General features: G+C 54.6%; 15 protein-coding genes. 6 read left to right on the top strand and 9 right to left on the bottom strand.

All coding sequences use genetic code 11. The features are described 5' to 3' along the window. Positions 1-18: 18 nt before the first annotated feature. On the bottom strand, positions 19-453 hold the full coding sequence (locus tag WCC56_RS02305; protein ID WP_424690830.1) for a DoxX family protein: 435 nt from the start codon (positions 451-453) through the stop codon (positions 19-21). Positions 454-643: 190 nt separating this feature from the next. Here WCC56_RS02305 and WCC56_RS02300 point away from each other — a divergent pair, with 190 nt between their 5' ends. Together WCC56_RS02300 and WCC56_RS02295 are read left to right on the top strand one after the other, a co-directional pair. Then, positions 644-2,176 (top strand): carboxylesterase/lipase family protein, encoded by a 1,533-nt coding sequence (locus WCC56_RS02300; protein WP_424690872.1) that lies wholly within the window; start codon positions 644-646, stop codon positions 2,174-2,176. Positions 2,177-2,393: 217 nt separating this feature from the next. Next, on the top strand, positions 2,394-4,061 hold the full coding sequence (locus tag WCC56_RS02295) for a methyl-accepting chemotaxis protein (protein WP_424690829.1): 1,668 nt from the start codon (positions 2,394-2,396) through the stop codon (positions 4,059-4,061). Positions 4,062-4,075: 14 nt separating this feature from the next. Here WCC56_RS02295 and WCC56_RS02290 read toward each other — a convergent pair whose 3' ends face one another. Then, on the bottom strand, positions 4,076-4,924 hold the full coding sequence (locus WCC56_RS02290; protein WP_424690828.1) for a LysR substrate-binding domain-containing protein: 849 nt from the start codon (positions 4,922-4,924) through the stop codon (positions 4,076-4,078). 118 nt (positions 4,925-5,042) lie between these two features. Between WCC56_RS02290 and WCC56_RS02285 the strand changes: the two genes are divergently transcribed. Continuing rightward, a complete protein-coding gene (locus tag WCC56_RS02285) occupies positions 5,043-6,212 on the top strand; it encodes a methionine aminotransferase (protein WP_424690827.1) in 1,170 nt (389 codons plus the stop codon). Between the two features lie 22 nt (positions 6,213-6,234). Beyond that, complete coding sequence (locus tag WCC56_RS02280; protein WP_424690826.1) at positions 6,235-7,014, top strand: transporter substrate-binding domain-containing protein; 780 nt, start codon at positions 6,235-6,237, stop codon at positions 7,012-7,014. A gap of 74 nt (positions 7,015-7,088) precedes the next feature. Here WCC56_RS02280 and pepT read toward each other — a convergent pair whose 3' ends face one another. Then, on the bottom strand, positions 7,089-8,321 hold the full coding sequence (gene pepT / locus WCC56_RS02275; protein WP_424690825.1) for a peptidase T: 1,233 nt from the start codon (positions 8,319-8,321) through the stop codon (positions 7,089-7,091). A gap of 194 nt (positions 8,322-8,515) precedes the next feature. Here pepT and WCC56_RS02270 point away from each other — a divergent pair, with 194 nt between their 5' ends. Continuing rightward, a complete protein-coding gene (locus WCC56_RS02270) occupies positions 8,516-8,944 on the top strand; it encodes an OsmC family protein (protein WP_424690824.1) in 429 nt (142 codons plus the stop codon). A gap of 271 nt (positions 8,945-9,215) precedes the next feature. Then, a complete protein-coding gene (locus WCC56_RS02265; RefSeq protein WP_424690823.1) occupies positions 9,216-10,808 on the top strand; it encodes an ABC transporter substrate-binding protein in 1,593 nt (530 codons plus the stop codon). A 123-nt stretch (positions 10,809-10,931) separates the two neighbouring features. Here WCC56_RS02265 and WCC56_RS02260 read toward each other — a convergent pair whose 3' ends face one another. Genes WCC56_RS02260 through WCC56_RS02235 form a run of 6 tightly spaced genes read right to left on the bottom strand, consistent with a single transcriptional unit; the run spans position 10,932 to position 18,500 of the window. After that, the gene (locus WCC56_RS02260; RefSeq protein ID WP_424690822.1) at positions 10,932-12,158 is read right to left on the bottom strand and encodes a M20 family metallopeptidase; all 1,227 of its coding nucleotides are present in this window, start codon (positions 12,156-12,158) and stop codon (positions 10,932-10,934) included. Positions 12,159-12,160: 2 nt separating this feature from the next. Further along, positions 12,161-13,825, bottom strand: a complete 1,665-nt coding sequence (locus WCC56_RS02255) for a dipeptide ABC transporter ATP-binding protein (RefSeq protein WP_424690821.1) — start codon at positions 13,823-13,825, stop codon at positions 12,161-12,163. After that, complete coding sequence (locus WCC56_RS02250; RefSeq protein WP_424690820.1) at positions 13,825-14,652, bottom strand: ABC transporter permease; 828 nt, start codon at positions 14,650-14,652, stop codon at positions 13,825-13,827. The genes WCC56_RS02255 and WCC56_RS02250 overlap by 1 nt, the downstream gene beginning before the upstream one ends. Next, on the bottom strand, positions 14,645-15,592 hold the full coding sequence (locus WCC56_RS02245) for an ABC transporter permease (protein WP_424690819.1): 948 nt from the start codon (positions 15,590-15,592) through the stop codon (positions 14,645-14,647). The genes WCC56_RS02250 and WCC56_RS02245 overlap by 8 nt, the downstream gene beginning before the upstream one ends. Before the next feature lie 9 nt (positions 15,593-15,601). Further along, the gene (locus WCC56_RS02240) at positions 15,602-17,197 is read right to left on the bottom strand and encodes an ABC transporter substrate-binding protein (RefSeq protein ID WP_424690818.1); all 1,596 of its coding nucleotides are present in this window, start codon (positions 17,195-17,197) and stop codon (positions 15,602-15,604) included. Positions 17,198-17,207: 10 nt separating this feature from the next. Further along, positions 17,208-18,500 (bottom strand): M20 family metallopeptidase, encoded by a 1,293-nt coding sequence (locus tag WCC56_RS02235; RefSeq protein ID WP_424690817.1) that lies wholly within the window; start codon positions 18,498-18,500, stop codon positions 17,208-17,210. Positions 18,501-18,559: the final 59 nt, after the last annotated feature.

The raw sequence follows: 18,559 nt of genomic DNA, 5'->3' as shown, positions 1-18,559 counted from the left end.
GTCTTGCCCCGACTTTTTTTACTGTAAACGAGGATTTTTTATTAGCGCATATTTACCCGCGCCAAGGAACATAATCGCCACCGCACCAAACAGGTAAAGCGCTTCGCCTTCCAGTGCCCAGGCCCCTACGTTGGTCCGGCCCCAAATCGCGCCAGTTTTTACCAGCAGCGTGGCGACCACCAGATTCACCGCAATCACAAAAGCGGCAGGACGAGTCATCAGGCCAATGATTATCATGATCGGGGCAACAATTTCGCCAATATAGGCACCATAAGCGACGAAGCCGGGTAGGCCATGCGCTTTCAGCAGAGTGGCAATCCAGCCTACGCCATGGATCACTTTGAATTCGCCATGAAACAGCAGCAAAATACCAAAGGTCAGGCGCAGCACCAATTTGCCCAGGTCAGGATGGTCGGTCAGACGGGAAAATCCAGTATTCAGGGCCGAAAACATGGTCAAATCCTTTCAAATAAGGGGAGAGGAAAACATAATCAAAAACGGTAAACGATGAAACTCAACTTCTCTGAAACTCTCTTTTTCTTCTCTTGTGGCCCGTTCAGCATAATCTGCAAATGGCCGCAAAGATTGGACTTTCGTCTCATGGCTGCAAATAATGGTTAGCAGGCTATTTCAGGATGAGATGATGAAACACGATCGTTTATTAAGGACCAGCACAGCGGAGGGACGGCTTCGCGGAAGTCTTGAAGACGGCATTTTTGTTTTCAGAGGCGTTCCCTATGCTTCACCTCCCGTTGGCGCTTTACGCTGGCAACCGCCAAAACCCATTGCCCCCTGGCAGGGGGAGCGTGATGCCACCGCCTGGGGAAATGCCAGCTGGCAGAACCGGGAATATTGTCTGGCCGTAGGCGGTGGCGATCCGGGTAACTTTAGTGAAGACTGTCTTTATCTGAACGTCTGGACCCCCGAGCTTGAACCTGCGCGTCCTCTCCCGGTGATGGTCTGGATCCATGGCGGTGGGTTTGTGATGGGGGCAGGCGGTCTGGCTCCTTATAACGGTTTGCCGCTGGCTTCGCGCGGTGTGGTGCTGGTGACGCTCAACTACCGTCTGGGTCATATGGGCTTTTTTGCTCATCCAGCGTTGGACAAAGAGTATCCGCCGGGTGAAGTAGTGAATAATTTCGCTTTGCTCGACCAGATTGCCGCTCTGCAATGGGTGCAGCGCAACATCGCCAGTTTTGGTGGTGACAGCAGTAATGTCACCATTTTTGGCGAATCCTCCGGGGCCAGAAGTGTCCTTTCGCTTTTCGCCTCGCCTCTAGCCGCCGGGCTGTTTCACAAGGGCATCGCTCAAAGTGCTTATACGCTGCCTGATGTTCCTCGCCAAAAAGCGCTCGAAACCGGGGTGAAGCTTGCCTCTCATTTTAAGCTGGAAGAGGCGACGGCGGAGCAGCTGCGAGCGTTACCCGCTGAAGCTTTCTGGCCGCTCGATAAATCCTTGTCTACCGGGCCGGTCGCTATTTCAGGAGACTGTGTATTACCTGAACCCATGCTCAGCGTATTTACCGCGGCTAAGCAGCTAAAGTTGCCGCTGATGATTGGCAGCAACAGCGATGAGGCTAGCGTACTCAGTTACTTCGGCGTTGACCCAGCAAAAGTGATTGCCGGGGTGCGTCAGACTCAGCGACTCGGGCTGCGGCTGAAAATGATCCGCATGCTGTACGACGGCATCTACGATGATCGTGAGCTGGGCCGCCAGGTGGCCAGAGACATGACCTTCACCACGATGGGGTACATCGCCGCACTGGCGCAGCACCGTAACGGCATGCCTGCCTGGCGCTACTATTTTGATTATGTTTCTGAAAATGCGCGCGATCTCTATGTGAACGGCACCTGGCATGGTAACGAAATTCCTTACACAATGGACACGCTGAATGCCTTTGGGGAAGAGATGAGCGATCGGCCGTTTACCGAGAACGATCATGCATTTGCTAAAACAGTCAGCGACTATTGGCTGAGTTTTGCCCGGGATGCGAGTGCCTTTACTCACCAACTCGAAGGGGAAATAAACTGGCCCGCCTGGCGTCCCTGGGAAGACAAAGTCATGCGATTTGGCGTGAAGGGACAAGCGGCAGTCAAGCTGGAAAAACGCTTTATGCGCCGCCGCACTCAGTTATTCCGTCTGTTAATGAAGGGGATGGTGCGGTTAAAAGACTAATTGCGTAACAAAATAATTTCCAGGGTAAATCTATAATCCCCGTCGATTTACCCGAAATGGCTTAAGCAGCAAAGACTTAACTGAACTGGATGTCAGTGTAAGTTTTTGAATAGCCGGGTTTATCCCCTCAGACTTTCTCACTCCGTGCCGATAACACCGGATAAGCGCCCGCTAGTGCAGGCGATGAAATCCGCATTTATACCGTTACGGAGTAGTTATGAACCTGTTAAGAAACTTTACCATCCGCAGCGTGATGCTCTGGATCCTCGGGCTGTTTTGCCTGATGTGGTCTGCCGTAGGCATGTACAGCGTTTATTCCCTGAATGCCCTGGGCAAAGGCAATGAGGTTGATCGTGACCTGGTCAACCAAATGACCACCCTGAGCAAAGGAAACGATCAGTATTTCCGTGTGATCACCCGTCTGACCCGCGCAGTGGAGTCCCGCCAGTCGGGCAGCGCTACGGCGGCGGCTGATATGGCTTCTGTGCAGAAGGCACTGGATAACATGTCTAAGTTGCTGGCTGATTTTAAAGCTCAGTCACCCGGCCCGATGGAGCCTGGCTATTCAGCTGCGGTGATCGACAGTTGGCAAAAGCTGCTCGATAACGGCGTACAGCCGCAGATGCAGCTGGCGCAGCAAAGTAATCTCGATGATTTCCGCCGTCAGGCGACGACCGTTACACCTGCATTAAGCCGGGATTTCGGTAGCACGGTTGATAAATTCAATCAGGCTGCGGGCGTAAAGCTGGATAGCACGCGAGTCACCGTTGACCATCTGACCGATGTCACCAAAATTGTGATTGTGCTGGCAGTGATCGCCGGTCTGGTCATTCTTCTGTTCACCGACCGCTATCTGGTGAAAATGCTGGTTCGTCCGCTGGATGGAATGCGTGAACACTTCCGCCTGATTGCTGACGGTGACCTGAGCCATCCGCTGGAAGATATTGGGCGTAACTGCGTGGGTAAACTGGTTCCTCTGCTACGAGCCATGCAGGACAGCCTGCGTGAAGCGGTGAGTGCCATCCGCAGCGGCACAGACAATATTTACCGTGGCGCGGCAGAAATCTCCTCCGGTAATAACGACCTCTCCTCGCGGACGGAAGAGCAGGCTGCGGCACTGGAAGAAACGGCGGCCAGCATGGAACAGCTGACCGCAACGGTGAAATTCAACGCCGATAACGCTCGTCAGGCAAGTGAATTGGCGCAGACGGCCTCAGTGACAGCCAGCAAAGGCGGCAAGCTGGTGAGCGATGTGGTCACCACCATGCAGGGCATTGCGGGCAGCTCGAAGAAAATTGCCGAGATCACCAGCGTGATCAACAGCATTGCTTTTCAGACCAACATTCTGGCGTTGAACGCGGCGGTAGAAGCTGCACGCGCCGGAGAGCAGGGTCGTGGATTTGCCGTGGTAGCCAGCGAAGTGCGTAATTTGGCGCAGCGCAGCGCCGGTGCAGCGAAAGAGATTGAAACCCTGATTGCTGATTCGGTGTCCCGCGTGGATAAAGGGTCGCAGTTGGTGGGTGACGCTGGCAGCACCATGAACGAGATCCTCAGCGGCGTACAGGAAGTCACCGAAATCATGAAGCAGATCGCCTCCGCTTCTGAAGAGCAGAGCAAAGGCATCTCGCAGGTGGGAACCGCTATCACGGAAATGGACAGCGTGACGCAGCAAAACGCCTCGCTGGTGGAACAGGTGTCGGCGGCGGCAAGCCAGCTGGAACGCCAGACGGAAGAACTGACGTTGTCGGTGTCTAAATTCCGCCTGTCACCAGCTTCTGCTTCCACACCATCACCAGCGGCTTATGTGAAACCAGCAGCCGGTGTCACTCGCTCGCTGGCGGCCAAGCCTGCTGCTGCTTCGGCAGATGAGTGGGTTTCCTTCTAAAAGCCTGGCGGTTATCACCGCCGACACAGCCACGCCACTAAAGCCGCAAGCTGCGGTGGCGCTTCTTCAGACGGGCGCTGGATCAGACTGTAGACCGCGCCCGTTTTCACCGTTTCACTGAACGGGGCAATCAGCCTCTTCATCGCCAGATCCGCCTCAATCAACGTCACATCGGCCACCGTCACGCCAAACCCCTGAATAGCCGCACTGATCGCTAAATCCATGGTATCGAAATGCTGATTCCGTTTCTGTGAAACGGCTGCCTGCTGTTGGCTTAGCCACAGCTGCCAGTCACGGCTATCTGCGGTAGGGTGTAAAAAGGTAAAGCGCGACAGGTCGCCGATCGCCATCGGCTCTTCAGGCTGCAGGCTGGTGGCCATCACCGGGGTCAGCTCTTCATCAAATAATCGCGAGCTGCCCGCCGGTGCGCTGCCGTAAAGGATCGCCACGTCATGATTGTCCAGCTGCGTGCTGTGGTCGACCGTACTGGTCAGCGAGACATGCAGATCGGGTTGCGCCTGCTCCAGCGCTACCAGTCTGGGTACCAGCCAGCGCATGGCGCAGGTCGGCGCTTTCAGGCGGATCACGCCATGGGTTTTACTGGCCTGCTCGGCGGCTTGCATCATCTGCTCGAAAGAGGTTTTCATGGCTGGAAGTAAGCTAGCACCCTGAGCGGTGAGGCTTAACCCGCGCGCATGGCGATCAAACAGGGCAAAGCCCAGCCAGCTCTCCAGCGCAGCAATTTTGCGGCTGACCGCACCCTGTGTGATGCAAAGTTCCCCGGCGGCGCGGGTCAAATTAAGGTGCCGGGCGGTGACAATGAAGGCATGGATTGCATTGAGCGGGAGCGAGCGCCGTGACATTGTTAGCCTCTGAGCTATGTTTAAAAGTCATAGCTATTATGACAACAATTCGCTTGTCGGCTCAAGTGCGCTCACGTTGAATAGAGAGATTGCGCATTTCACCTCCAACGGAGACAGCATGACCCTCAAATCCTCTGTACAGCAGCGTTCAAAATTACCGGATGTGGGCACCACCATTTTCGCCGTTATCGGGCAGCTTTCAGCCCAGCACAACGCCATCAACCTGTCTCAGGGCGCGCCCAACTTCCCTTGTGACGTGGCGCTGATCAATGGCGTCACCAAAGCTATGGAGCAGGGCTATAACCAGTACGCACCGATGACCGGGCTTGGCGCACTGAAAGACGTGTTAGCCAGCAAGGTGCATACGCTGTATGGACAGCACTATGATGCAGGCAGCGAAGTGCTGATTACCGGCAGTGCCAGTCAGGGAATTTATGCGGCAATTGGCGGCCTGGTACACACCGGCGATGAGGTGATCTTCTTTGAACCGGCCTTTGACAGCTATGCACCGGTGATTCGTCTGCAGGGCGGTGTCCCGGTTGGACTGAAGTTGCAGGTGCCCGATTTCGCTATTAATTGGGATGAAGTCCGCGCGGCAATAACTTCCCGCACGCGGATGATTATCATCAACACCCCGCATAATCCAAGCGCTCAGGTGTTGTCACGGGCCGATTTGGATGAACTGGCGGCCATCACCCGTCACACCGACATCGTGGTGCTGTCCGACGAAGTCTATGAACACATCCTGTTTGATGGGCGTCAGCATCAGGGCATGGCTACGCATCCAGAACTGGCGCAACGCAGCGTTATCGTCTCTTCCTTCGGTAAAACCTTCCATGTGACGGGCTGGCGTGTCGGCTATTGCCTGGCACCTGCAGAGTTAATGGAAGAGATGGTTAAGGTCCACCAGTTTATGATGTATGCCGCCGATACGCCGATGCAGGTGGCGTTTGCGGAGTACCTGCGTGAACCAGCTAACTATCTGGGACTGGGAGAGTTTTATCAGCACAAGCGCGATCTGCTGGTGGAATTGATGAAAGAGTCACCGTTTAAGCTGCTGCCTTCTTCCGGATCGTTCTTTATGTTGGCCAGCTATGCAGATTTCAGTGACGAATCCGACAGCGAAATGGTAAAACGTTTGATTGTTGACCACGGTGTAGCAACTATCCCACTTTCGGCGTTCTACACGGACGGTACTGACAATAAATTGATCCGTCTCTCTTTCGCAAAAGACGAGGCCACACTCAAGGCTGGCGCGCAGGCGCTCTGCCAGGTGAAGCCTCGCTAATAATACTCCTGAGGGGAAGTTGATGAAGAAACTGAATGCACTGTTTGTGGCTGTTGGCTTGCTGTCTTCCATGTCTGCTCTGGCGCAGGAAACGCTGCGTTATGGTCTGGAGTCGCAATATCCGCCATTCGAAAGCCGCAACGCGTCCGGTGATCTGGAAGGGTTTGATATCGAACTGGGCAAAGCGATTTGCCAGGCGGGCAATTTCAAATGCAGCTGGGTTGAAAGCAGCTTTGATGCGCTGATCCCGGCGCTGGCCGCGAAGAAATTTGATGCGATCAACTCGGCGATGAACATCACCGAAGCGCGCATGAAAAGCATTGGCTTCACCAAACCTATTTACCGTATTCCAAGCCAGCTGATCGGCAAAACCGGCTCCGGACTGCAGCCTACCGTGGCGTCTTTAAAAGGCAAAACCCTCGGCGTGTTGCAGGGTTCAGTGCAGGAAACCTATGCCAAGAAGCACTGGGAACCACAGGGTGTCACCATCACCTCCTATCAGGATCAGAACCAGGTCTACAACGACATGGTTGCTGGCCGTCTTGATGGCACGCTGGTGATGTCGGCTGCTGGTCAGTCTGGCTTCCTGGAAAAGCCGCAGGGTAAAGGCTTTGCCTTTGCGGGTGGTGCGGTAGACGACACGCAGATCCTGGGCGTGGGGATCGGTTTTGGCTTGCGTAAAGATGACGCCAAGCTGAAGCAGGAACTGGACACCGCTATCACTAAAGTTCAGGCTGATGGCACCGTGACCAAACTGGCCGCGAAGTTCTTCCCAGGCATTGACGTAGCCGTTAAAGAGTAATCGCCAGAGCGTGAAATAACGCAGAAGGGCAGATTGAGAAGGGGCGAAGCAATTCGCCCCTTTTGCTTTTCAACTTATTTAGCCGCCAGCAGGCAGAGTTTTTCTGCAACGAGGTAGGACTTCACAAACGAATCAACCGGCAGGAACTCAAACTTTGAGTGGAAGTTATGCGCACCGGTAAAGAAGTTTGGCGTCAGTAACCCTTTAGCGGAAAGCGCAGCGCCATCAGTACCGCCACGCATCGGGGTCACCTTCGGCGTAATAGCCAGCTCTTCCAGCGCAGCAAAGATCAAATCAATGGCACGACGATCTTCGCCGATCGCATTGCTGATATTGCTGTAGGTATCCGTGACGGTAAATTCTACTTTACCAGTCGGATACTGTTCGCGGATTTTAGCCGCCACATCAGCGATTTTCTGCTTACGTTGCTCAAAAGAGGCCAGGTCAAAGTCACGGATTGAAGCCTTCAACCGCGCCTCGTTCGAGTTGGCGGTCATATCGTTAAACCAGACATAGCCTTCGCGGCCTTCGGTATGTTCAGGCGTTTCGAACCGGTCGAACTCGCCAACAAAATCCATCGCCATCAGCAGCGGATTGACCAGCACGCCTTTGCCGGACATCGGGTGCGCGGTAACCCCCGTCAGACGGACTTCAGCAGCCGCAGCATTAAAGTTTTCATAGACCACTTCACCCAGCTCACAGCAGTCGATGGTGTAAGCAAAGTCGACATCAAAGCGGGACTTCAGGTCGAGGGCTTTCGCACCACGCAGGCCAATTTCTTCATCTGGCACAAACGCCACCACGATATCGCCGTGTGGCGTGTCGTGTGTCAGGTTTTCCATCAGCGTCATCACCACGGTGACAGCGGCTTTATTATCCGCTCCCAATACGCTGGTGCCATCGCTGAAAATCACATCCTGTCCCTGATAGGCGTTGATCTCAGGATGCTCAGCGGTGCGCAGCCAGATATCTTCCTGCTGATTCAGACACAGATCTTTGCCTTCGAAGCGCAACGTCTGCGGATGAATATGGGGAGAAAGGCCAACGTCCACGGTATCGATATGGGTAATAAAACCTATGCGAGGCGCAGCAGGGCGATTGCCCGGTTTTACCGCCGTAACGGTGGCGAATTCATCAATCACTACGTCCTGTAAGCCAAGCTCACGCAGTTCTTCGGCCAGCATCTTCGCCATGTCGTGTTGTTCAGGCGTGCTGGGTAAGACTTTCGCTGCGGCATCGCTCTGGCTGGTGACGGCAAGATAGCGATAAAAACGGGTGCTGAGCTGGCGGGCCAGTTGCTGGGTCATCCTGTCTTCCTGTGTCTGTGAGGGGGTAAAACGGATTTGTTATAATTATCAGAGAGTCAGGCTGAGGTCAAAGCCCTCAGCCGGAAAGGGCTTAAGGCGCTGTACGGAAAATGACCTGTTAAGGCACTTCCTCCGGCGAAGCGCTGAGAAGCCACTATACTGAATGTTCATGATAAACAAACAGGAGGACAGTCATGACCATTCATAAGAAAGGGCAGGCACACTGGGAAGGCGATATTAAGCAGGGTAAAGGCACTATCAGTACCGAAAGCGGCGCGCTGAAAGATCAGCCGTATGGCTTTAATACCCGTTTTGAAGGCAAACCAGGCACCAACCCGGAAGAACTGATTGGCGCGGCCCATTCGGCTTGTTTCTCTATGGCGCTGTCGCTGATGTTAGGCAATGCAGGTTTCACGCCGGAAAGTATTGATACCGTGGCCGATGTGTCACTGGACAAGGCGGGTGATGGCTTTAAGATCACCAAAATCGCCCTGCAAAGCCAGGTAAAACTGCCGGGCATTGATAGCAGTAAATTTGATGAAATCATCAACCAGGCGAAGGCCGGTTGTCCGGTCTCTCAGGTGTTAAATGCTGAGATCACCCTTGAGTACAAGCTGAACTGATAAGTTAGTCAGCTGGCGTTTGCGCCACTCTCTGTTCCCTGTCACCCGGCAGGGAACGGCCACCGTTCCTCTCTCCCTGCAATCTCTCAAGCCACGCTGGCCTCCCACGCCGGGATTTCGTCGATCCTGTCGGGTAATAAATTTCAATTATCTGAAATATAACCAAATATTATGGTTAAAAAGTCGTCTTTTACTGGCTCCCCAAAGAGTTAGCGATTAGATTGTTAGCTGTTCAGGACAGACAAAAAAGCACTCTAAAGCGAGGATGGAGATGAGAAAATCAGTACTAAGGACGGCAGTTGCCGCGTTGACGCTGGTTGTGGCTTCTGGGGCCGCGGCGAAAACTCTGGTGTTCTGCTCGGAAGGCTCGCCGGAAAACTTCAATCCGCAGCTCTATACTTCAGGGACCAGCGTGGATGCCAGCGCCGTACCTGTTTATAACCGGTTGGTTGATTTCAAGGTTGGTACGACAGAGCTGATCCCAAGTCTGGCAGAGCGCTGGGAAATCAGCCCCGATGGCAAAACCTACACGTTCCACCTGCGCAAAGGGGTGAAGTTTCAGAGCAATAAAGCCTTCAAACCCAGCCGTGATTTCAACGCTGATGACGTGATCTTCTCGTTTATGCGGCAGAAAGACCCGAAAAACCCTTACCACAACGTCTCTAACGGCACCTACGCCAACTTTGAAAGCCTTGAATTCGGCTCTCTGATCCAGAATATCGAGAAAGTGGACGACAATACCGTGCGCTTTACGCTGGCCCATGCAGAGGCCCCGTTCCTGGCCGATTTGGGCTGGTACTTTGCTTCCATTCTCTCGGCTGAATATGCCGACGCGATGTTAAAAGCGGGCACGCCAGAGAAGGTTGATCAGGTGCCGATCGGGACCGGACCTTTTGAGCTGGTGCAGTATCAGAAAGATTCCCGCATCCTGTTCAAATCCTTCCCTGAGTACTGGCAGGGCAAAGCAAAGCTGGATCGTCTGGTGTTCTCTATCACGCCTGATGCTTCGGTGCGTCTGGCCAAGCTGGAGAAGAACGAGTGTCAGGTGATGCCGTTCCCAAATCCAGCCGATTTGCCACGTATGAAAGAAAACACCGATCTGACTCTGATGCAGAAGGCGGGTCTGAACACCGGATTCCTGGCCTTCAATACGCAAAAGCCGCCTACGGATAACGTGAAAGTCCGCCAGGCGCTGACAATGGCGATCAATAAACCGGCGATCATCAAAGCCGTATTCCAGGGAACAGGAACAGCGGCCAAGAATCTGCTGCCACCAGGCGTCTGGAGTGCCGATCAGGATCTGAAGGATTACGACTACGATCCAGAGAAAGCCAAAGCCCTGTTGCAGGAAGCCGGGATTAAGCCGGGCACAACTATCGAACTCTGGGCGATGCCGGTTCAACGTCCTTACAATCCGAACGCGCGCCGCATGGCGGAGATGATTCAGGCCGACTGGGCGAAAGTGGGCATCCAGGCCAAAATCGTCAGTTTCGAATGGGGTGAATACCTGAAGCGGGTGAAAGACGGTGAGCATCAGGCGGCGCTGATGGGCTGGACGACCGCCACGGGCGATCCGGATAACTTCTTCGGTCCGTTATTCAGCTGCACCTCAGCCAATGGTGGCTCGAACTCCTCGAAATGGTGCTACAAGCCATTTGATACGCTGATCACCGAAGCCCGCAGCGAGCAGGATCATAACAAACGCATTCAGCTGTACCGCCAGGCACAGCAAATCATGCACGATCAGGCGCCTGCGGTAATGATTGCCCACTCGACCATCTTTGAACCGGTACGCAAAGAAGTGACCGGCTATGAGATCGATCCGTTTGGCAAACACATCTTCTATCAGGTTGATCTGAAGTAAGACCTGTGCGGCCCTCTATTCAGAAGGGCCGCCATTTTAGAGCCTGCAACTTCCCCGGCAGGTTGCCAAAACGCTTCCCCTCCTCTGGCGTAACCGGTTTAGCGCTTGCAGGTTCATCAGCGTCTATTCCTCCACTGGCTGACAGATATCGAGGATGGCCAAAAGATACACCCGCACCATATCCAGATAATCGACAATGTGGACTCGCTCGTCTGGCATGGTATTGAATTTACCGCCTGGCCCACAGACCACGCCTTCCATCCCGGCACGCTGATAGAAGTGCGCGGCATCGGTGCCATAAAAGGCTGGTGGGGTAATCACGCCGGTTGGCTGCGGCTGCTGACGAACGGTCAGATAAGCCTGATTCATCGCCTTAACAATGCGTGACTCTGGTGACACTTCAAAGGGCAGCATGGTGGGTTTATCCCGCTCGCCGTCATCAAACAGTGTTGCTTTTAATCCCGGATGTTTCAGGCAAAGTGCATCCAATACAGCCTGGATATCGGCAAGAACACCGGCAATAGTTTGTCCCGGTGCGAATCGCGCGGATCCCTTCATACGGACAAAATCAGCTACCTGTGGCGGTCGCCACTCTTCAAGCTCGCGGCCAAGCGCCCCGTGAACCGTCCCGATGTGACCCCGGTTAACCTTCAGGTGTTCGTCACTCTGCGCGCCGCTGAACGTCATGCCATTGATCTGTGGAATAAGCTCTACAGCGGCCATAATCGCATCCACTGCCTGCTCACGTTTGGAGAGGTGGCGCGTATCCCCGGTCAGTTCAATGGTAAACATCAGTGAACCGGCGTGCAGGGTCAGCGCCTGCAGATCCGTGGGCTCAGAGTTTATAAAGTAGTCAGCTTTGATGCCTTGATCAATGGCGGCAATCGAGCCAATGCCACCTTGAAGTTCACCGACCACATAGGTCAGCACCACGTCGCCTTTCAGTTTTACCCCAGCATCGATTAGGGTTTTCAGCGCACAGAAATACGCCGCATCGCCAGCTTTCATATTCGATACGCCGATGCCATAGATAAACTCATCGTCGATCTTGCCTTCCCAGGGATCGACGGTCCAGCCTTCAGTCACCGGATTGGTATCAAGGTGGCCATTGAACAGCAGGCTGTTACCGCCATCGCCCTGGCCGCGTAAAATACCTATTGCATTCAGTCGGTTGCCTGGTACAGGCTGTAGCTGAGATTCCAGCCCCAATTCCCGCATTTGTCCGGCCATATATTCCGCCAGCTGACGCTCTCCTTCGGTGGCGCTGTAGCTTTTTTGCTGAACCATTTTTGCCAGGAAATTCAGGCAGAATTCCGGGTCAATGCGCTTAAGTAACTGTTCTGGTGTCATGATCAACTCATCTGATTAGCAAGAGGGCATACGGATTGCACCGCCGATGGCGTGTGAACAGCAGCCAGCAATGCACGGGTATAAGGGTGTTTAGCCTGTTCGACCATCGCATCACCAGGCAGGACTTCCAGCAGATCGCCGCGATACATCACCGCCACGCGGTGGGCAATCTGGCGGATCAGGTTCAGGTCATGGGTGATAAACAGATACGCTGTGCCGTAACGGCGGCGCAAATCAAGCAACAACTCAATAACCGTGGCCTGCACTGATACATCAAGGGCTGCGGTAATTTCATCGCAGATCACTAAATCGGGCGGATGAGCGAAGGCTCTGGCGATCGCCACGCGTTGTTTTTGCCCACCTGATAACTCATGCGGATAGCGACTGGCGAAAGCCGCAGGAAGGCGAACTTCTTCCAGCAAGCGAGCGACAGCCTGAGCCTCACTTTCCCCCTCAGGCAAGCCATACAGTCGCAATGGCCGGGCGATGATTTCGCCAATGCGCATCCGGGGATTCAGTGAGGCATCGGGATGTTGGAAGATCATCTGCACCCGACGGCGGTACTCTTTATCCATCTGCTGGCGGCCATAGATCGTATAGCCACTAAAATCGACCTGACCGCTGAAGGGCACCAATCCAGTTAGCGCCCTGGCAAGGGAGGATTTACCCGAACCTGACTCGCCAATAACGCCGACGATTTCGCCCTGATGAACGGTAAGGGAAACGTCAGAAGCGGCTCGTGTGGTATTGGCTTTCCGGCGCAGAAGCTTTTCCAGCAAGCCGTGACGACCATAATCAATGGTGACCTTCTCCAGCGACAGCAAAGGGTGAACAGCGGTTTTTTCGGCAGCGATTAACCGTTGAGTCGGGTCAGGCACCGCGGCAATCAACTTGCGTGTGTACTCATGCTGCGGTGAATGAAATAGCTGAGAAGCCTCGGCCTGTTCAACAATTCTGCCTTGCTCCAGCACGCAGACACGGTCAGCTACCTGGGAAACCAGCGCAAGGTCGTGAGAAATATATAACGAGGCGACACCCGTTTCTTCTCGCAGGCGGGCGAACAACTTCAGAATTTGTGCCGAACTGATGGCATCCAGCGCTGTGGTGGGTTCATCAAAAATCAGGCATTCCGGCTGGCAGGCAAAAGCTGTCGCAATCAGAATGCGTTGCTTTTCCCCGCCTGACACTTCGTGAGGATAGCGTTTCATCATCTGTGCCGGGTTCTTTAAATCCACGTCACTTAATAACGTTTCACCGAGTTGCTGGGCCTCTTTCGCCGTTAACTGGCGATGGCGTCTGAGCACTTCCGTAACCTGTTCGCCCAGCGTCAGCGTGGGGTTTAATGAAGCGCTGGGATCCTGAAAAATCATCCCCAGTTTGCCGCCGCGCAACCCGGCCAACCCTGGCGCGGAAAGCGTCCGTAAATCGACGCCAGATAAGGTAATGCTGCCTTGTCTTTCGCGAGCATTGGCCGCCAGCCAGCGCATAATTGCCCAACCCAGCGTGGTTTTGCCGGAACCGGACTCACCCACCAGCCCAAGCACTTCGCCGCGTCCTACTTGCAGTGAAATGTCCTGCAAAACATGCAGCAGTTTTCCGCCAGGCAGCAGGTAATCCAGGCTGTAATGGTCAATTGAAAGGACCGCATCAGCAGTAGGAAGAGTCATCAATGGCTCCTTGGGTTCAGCACATCGCGCAGGCCATCGCCCAGCAGGTTAAAACCAATGGCGACCAGAGCAATCGCCAGTCCAGGTATCAACATCATCCACGGCGCGTTAAAGAACCAGGCTCGCGCCTCTGACACCATCAGGCCCCATTCTGGCTGCGGAGGTTGCGCGCCCAACCCAAGAAAGCTGAGCGTGGCAAACAGCATGATGGCAAAGGCCACACGGATGGTGGCTTCCACCACGATGGGCGCCACAATATTTGGCAACATTTCCCGCAGAATGATGTAGTGCGCAGCTTCTCCGCGAGCCGTAGCCGCATGGATATAATCCTGTTGGCGGGAGGCAAGCGCTACGCTACGAGCGATGCGTACCATGCCTGGAATAAAAGCGATGGTTATAGCCAGCACCGCGTTCAGGCTGCTCTGCCCAAGCGTGCTGACAATTAACAGGGCGAAAAGCAGGCTGGGGATCGACATCACTGCATCCATGGTACGCATCAAAAATTCATCGATTTTTCCGCCCAGATAGGCGCTTGCCGTGCCAACAACAGAGCCAATTACCATCGCCAGCACGGTCGCCAGAACCGACAATAAAATTGTGGCGCGAGCCCCGACCATTACCCGGCTGAACAGGTCCCGGCCCAGCTGATCGGTACCAAACCAGTGCGTCAGACTTGGGGCTTTGTAGCGAGCCAAAATGGAGATCGCTTCCGGGTCATAAGGAGCAATATGCGAGCCGCCACACACCATCAGCAGAGCTAACAGCAGAATAAACAGGCCAGCCGCGCCCTGCGGTGAACGTAAAAGCCGCTTGAGTAAATCAGGCATAGGAGATCCGCTTATCCAGAGTTACATAGGCCAGATCGGCCAGGAAATTCACTATCGAGTAGGTAGCGGCCAGCAGCAGCACGCCGCCCTGGATGGTGGGAAGATCGCGGGCCTGAACGGCGACAATCAATTCGCGACCTATCCCAGGAATGGCGAAGATCTCTTCGACCACCACGATGCCACCCAGCAGATATCCCACATCCAGCGCCACAATGGTGATGGTGGGCAGCAGGCCGTTGCGTAAGGCATGACGCCAGAGGATGCGCTTTCTTGGCAGCCCCTTCAGCCAGGCCGCGCGGATATAGTCGGTTTGCAGCACATCGACCATTTCAGAACGCACCATGCGGGAAACATGCGCGACCAGGATCAGGGCCACGGTGAGTGAAGGTAAAATCAGATGACTGACGCCTCCCCAGAAATCTTCAGTTAGCGGCACATATCCGGTGGCGGGTAGCAGTTGCCAGACGTCGGCAAACAGCAACAGCATCAGGGTTGCGGTAACAAATTCCGGGAAAGAGATGCCTATATAAGAGAGCACGCTGACCAGCACATCGGCCATTTTACCGCGACGGACCGCGGCCCAAATCCCCAGAGGAATGGCAATGACCAGCATCAGCACCAGTGCACAGACTGCCAGCAGTAGCGATCGGGAAAGGGCGGTAAGCAATGTCGGCGCGACAGGCATTCCGTTGCGCATGGACCTCCCAAGATCGCCATGCAAGGCGGCGGAGAGCCAGTGCCAGTATTGCAGCCAGGCTGGCGCATCCAGACCAAGTCGTGCCCGCACGGCAGCTAACGCTTCTGGCGTGGCATTTTGTCCCAGCAACGTCACAGCCGCATCGGCGGGCAGCAATTGGGTGATGCCAAACACCAGCAGCGACACAATCAGTAACGTGTAGCCCACCAGCAGCAAACGTTTCAGCAGATAACTTGCGGTCACAGCAACTCCTTACTTACGCACTGGGGCTTTGGCGGTCAGCCAGGTGTGATCCAGACGGAACACGGCGCCACGCGGATGCAAATGATAGCCGCCCACGTAGTCGCGGCTGGCAGCGAGCAGGTCGAAGAAGGCCGGGATAACGGAAGGCACTTCATCGTGCATCAGTTGCTGTGCCTGGCCGTATAACTGGCCGCGTTTGGCTTCATCATTGGTTTCACGCGCAGCAGCTACAGCCTTATCGAAAGCTTCATTGTTCCAGCGGGTCTCATTCCATGAGGCCGTGGAGGTATAAAGCAGCGAGAACACGGCATCAGGCGTTGGCTGCATGTTGTAGAAACCGACGTAGAAGTTACCCTTTTTCCACACCTGATCCAGATAGGTGCTGTGGGCCATAGTCTGCACATTGACGCGGAAACCTGCGGGTTTCACCATTTCACGCAGGGCAATCCCCAACTGGGTACGCGATGACGGTTTATCAGAGGCCACCAGGGTCAGGTCCAGGCCGCCAGGATACCCAGCTTCAGCCAGTAGCGCTTTCGCTTTGGCATAATCAGGCGTTTTTAAAGGCAATTCTTTATAGAAGGGATAAGCCGCGTTGATTGGCGTGTCATTCCCCGGCGTCCCGTAGCTGTTCGCTACAAAGTCGACGGTTGCTGAACGGTCAACACAAAGCGCCAGAGCCTGACGAACGCGAACATCGTTAAAAGGTTTCTGGTCGCAGCCCAAATTGATGTTAAGGAACTGTCCAGAAGAGACTCGCAGAGTCAACACACCCGATGCCTTAGACAGGCGATCAAATTCACTGGCCTGTGCGGACAGCATTAAGTCCGTGTCTCCGGCAATCAAGGCAGAGCCTTCGGCAAGGGCATCGGGATAAACCACTATCTCCACGCCATCGAGATAAGGGCGCGCTGGATCGTAATAATGCGGATTGCGGCTAACGACAATTTTTCGTTCAGGGTCGAACGAGACCAGCTTGAAAGGCCCGGCCCCGAAGGCTTCTTTATTCAGCTTATCCAACTGACCTGACGCCACTGCCGCAGGTAAAACTTTTGCATCGGGATAAGCCAGCATCACCGGCAAATCGGCATACGGGGCTTCAGTGACAATCAGCACCGAGCTGTCGCCATTGGCGCTGATGCTCTTAATTGGCCCGATGTTGTGCTGCCCAGGAGAAGCATTTTTCGGGTCGAGGATCGCCTGAATGCTGGCAACCACATCTTTCGCGGTCAGCGGAGAACCGTCGCTGAACTTCAACCCGCTGCGCAGTTTGAACGTCCACTCGGTCAGGTCAGCGCTGGCCTGCCATGACTCGGCTAAATCCGCTTCTGCTTTCATCTGCTGGGTCAGGCGAGTAAGGCCGCTGTACAGCAACTCGCTTAACAGATACTCAGGGTTGACCCTGGCCTGCTGTGGATTGAGCATACTGACAGCCTGGTCAACGCTGATGCGCAAAATGCCCCCTTTACGCGGGGTGCCGCCCGGCGTTTCACTGCTGGCCGTAGCCGCCGAAGCGGTAAAAGACCAGGGAACCAGTGCTGCTCCAGTCAGAGCGGTTGAGCTGGCGATAAACTGACGGCGGTTAATCTCTTTCATTGCACACATACTCTTTTCCTCACGGCAAAGTGGAAGAACCCTGGGTTGGCGAAAAATCAATGGCCAGATAGGCCAGAATGGACTGCGAAAGGGCGACAACATCGGCCAGCGTGGTGAACTCATCAGCGGCATGGATCCGGTTATCTGGTCGGGCAAGCCCGCCGAGTAAAATTTCCTGAACGCCGGCCTGTTGCACCCAGCCCATATCGGAACTGGTGGACGATCCCCAGGCAGCGAAATCGTTTGCGTCAAAGCCAAAACCGAGGCTCAGTGCAGACTGCCAGCGCGGCCAGTGAGGCCCGGTCGGATCGCTTACCGGCGCAAGATGGCCGATCAAATGGGTTGCGACGTTGAGTGCGTTACTGTCTGTCATGGCGCTGTTGATGCACTCATTCAGCTCCTGCCAGACTTGTTCAAAAGGTTCTTCTGGAGCATAACGGCGGTTTACCAGCAGCTCGAACCGGGCTGGAATTGTCGAGCCTTTGCTGCCACCGCGCGCTGAAGCCATCGTCAGGCGTGAGGTCAAAGGCTTGCCTTGATAATGCGGTGGCGAAGGCATCGCTGACTGGCGCTGCTCAACCTGCTGTTTCAAGCTGTTAAGCGCATTCAGCAGCGGCAAACTCTCTTCAATGGCATTGATACCGCCAACAGGATCACCGGAGTGAGCAGATCGACCGGTGATGTCAATCAGTACATCAATACTGCCAAAACAGCCTGACCAGATGCGTGGCACTGCGCCGCCATTGAAACTCAACATGTGGCCGCTAAACAGCTGTTGTTCCGCCAGATAGCGAATGCCGGGATAAAGCCCGCCTTCTTCATCAGTACAAAGTAACAGCACCGGATTAAACCGCAGTTTGAGCTGGTGTTTTTGCGCAGCGCGCAGGGCAGCTAACGTTGCTACGATTGTGCCTTTCATGTCTGCACTGCCACGGCCCAGCAACTTCCCGTCCTGCTGAGTTAATGCCAGCGGGGGAACAGTCCAGCCATCGCCTGGCGGAACAGTATCAACATGAAAGTAGAGATTACAGCTCTCTGGCGCGTCACCAGGCAAACTGGCGAGCAGGTTTATGCGTTCTCCCTGAGCGCTGCCATCCGGTGTTTGCCAAAGTGGTTCAGGAACCGAGATGCGTTGAAAGGAAAAGCCCAAGGGAGCGAGCAGGTTTTCCATTAAATCGGCAAATTCCCCGTAACCCGCTCCCGGAGGGAAGCAGGTATCCACAGCCAACATCTGATCCATCTCAGAGAGCAGAGTGGCTGAATCCGCGGCTATTGACGCCAGCGCAGCTGAAAAGGAGGAATTATTGTGCATCGCATTTGCCTTGTTGTATTTCTATATAGTTTATAGATAATGCAGTTAACGACGCAGGT

Source organism: Erwinia sp. (assembly GCF_049696395.1).
In the GTDB taxonomy this organism is placed as follows: Bacteria; Pseudomonadota; Gammaproteobacteria; order Enterobacterales; family Enterobacteriaceae; genus Erwinia.
Note: the sequence above shows the minus strand (reverse complement) of the source record. Positions and strands in the feature narration are given on the sequence as shown.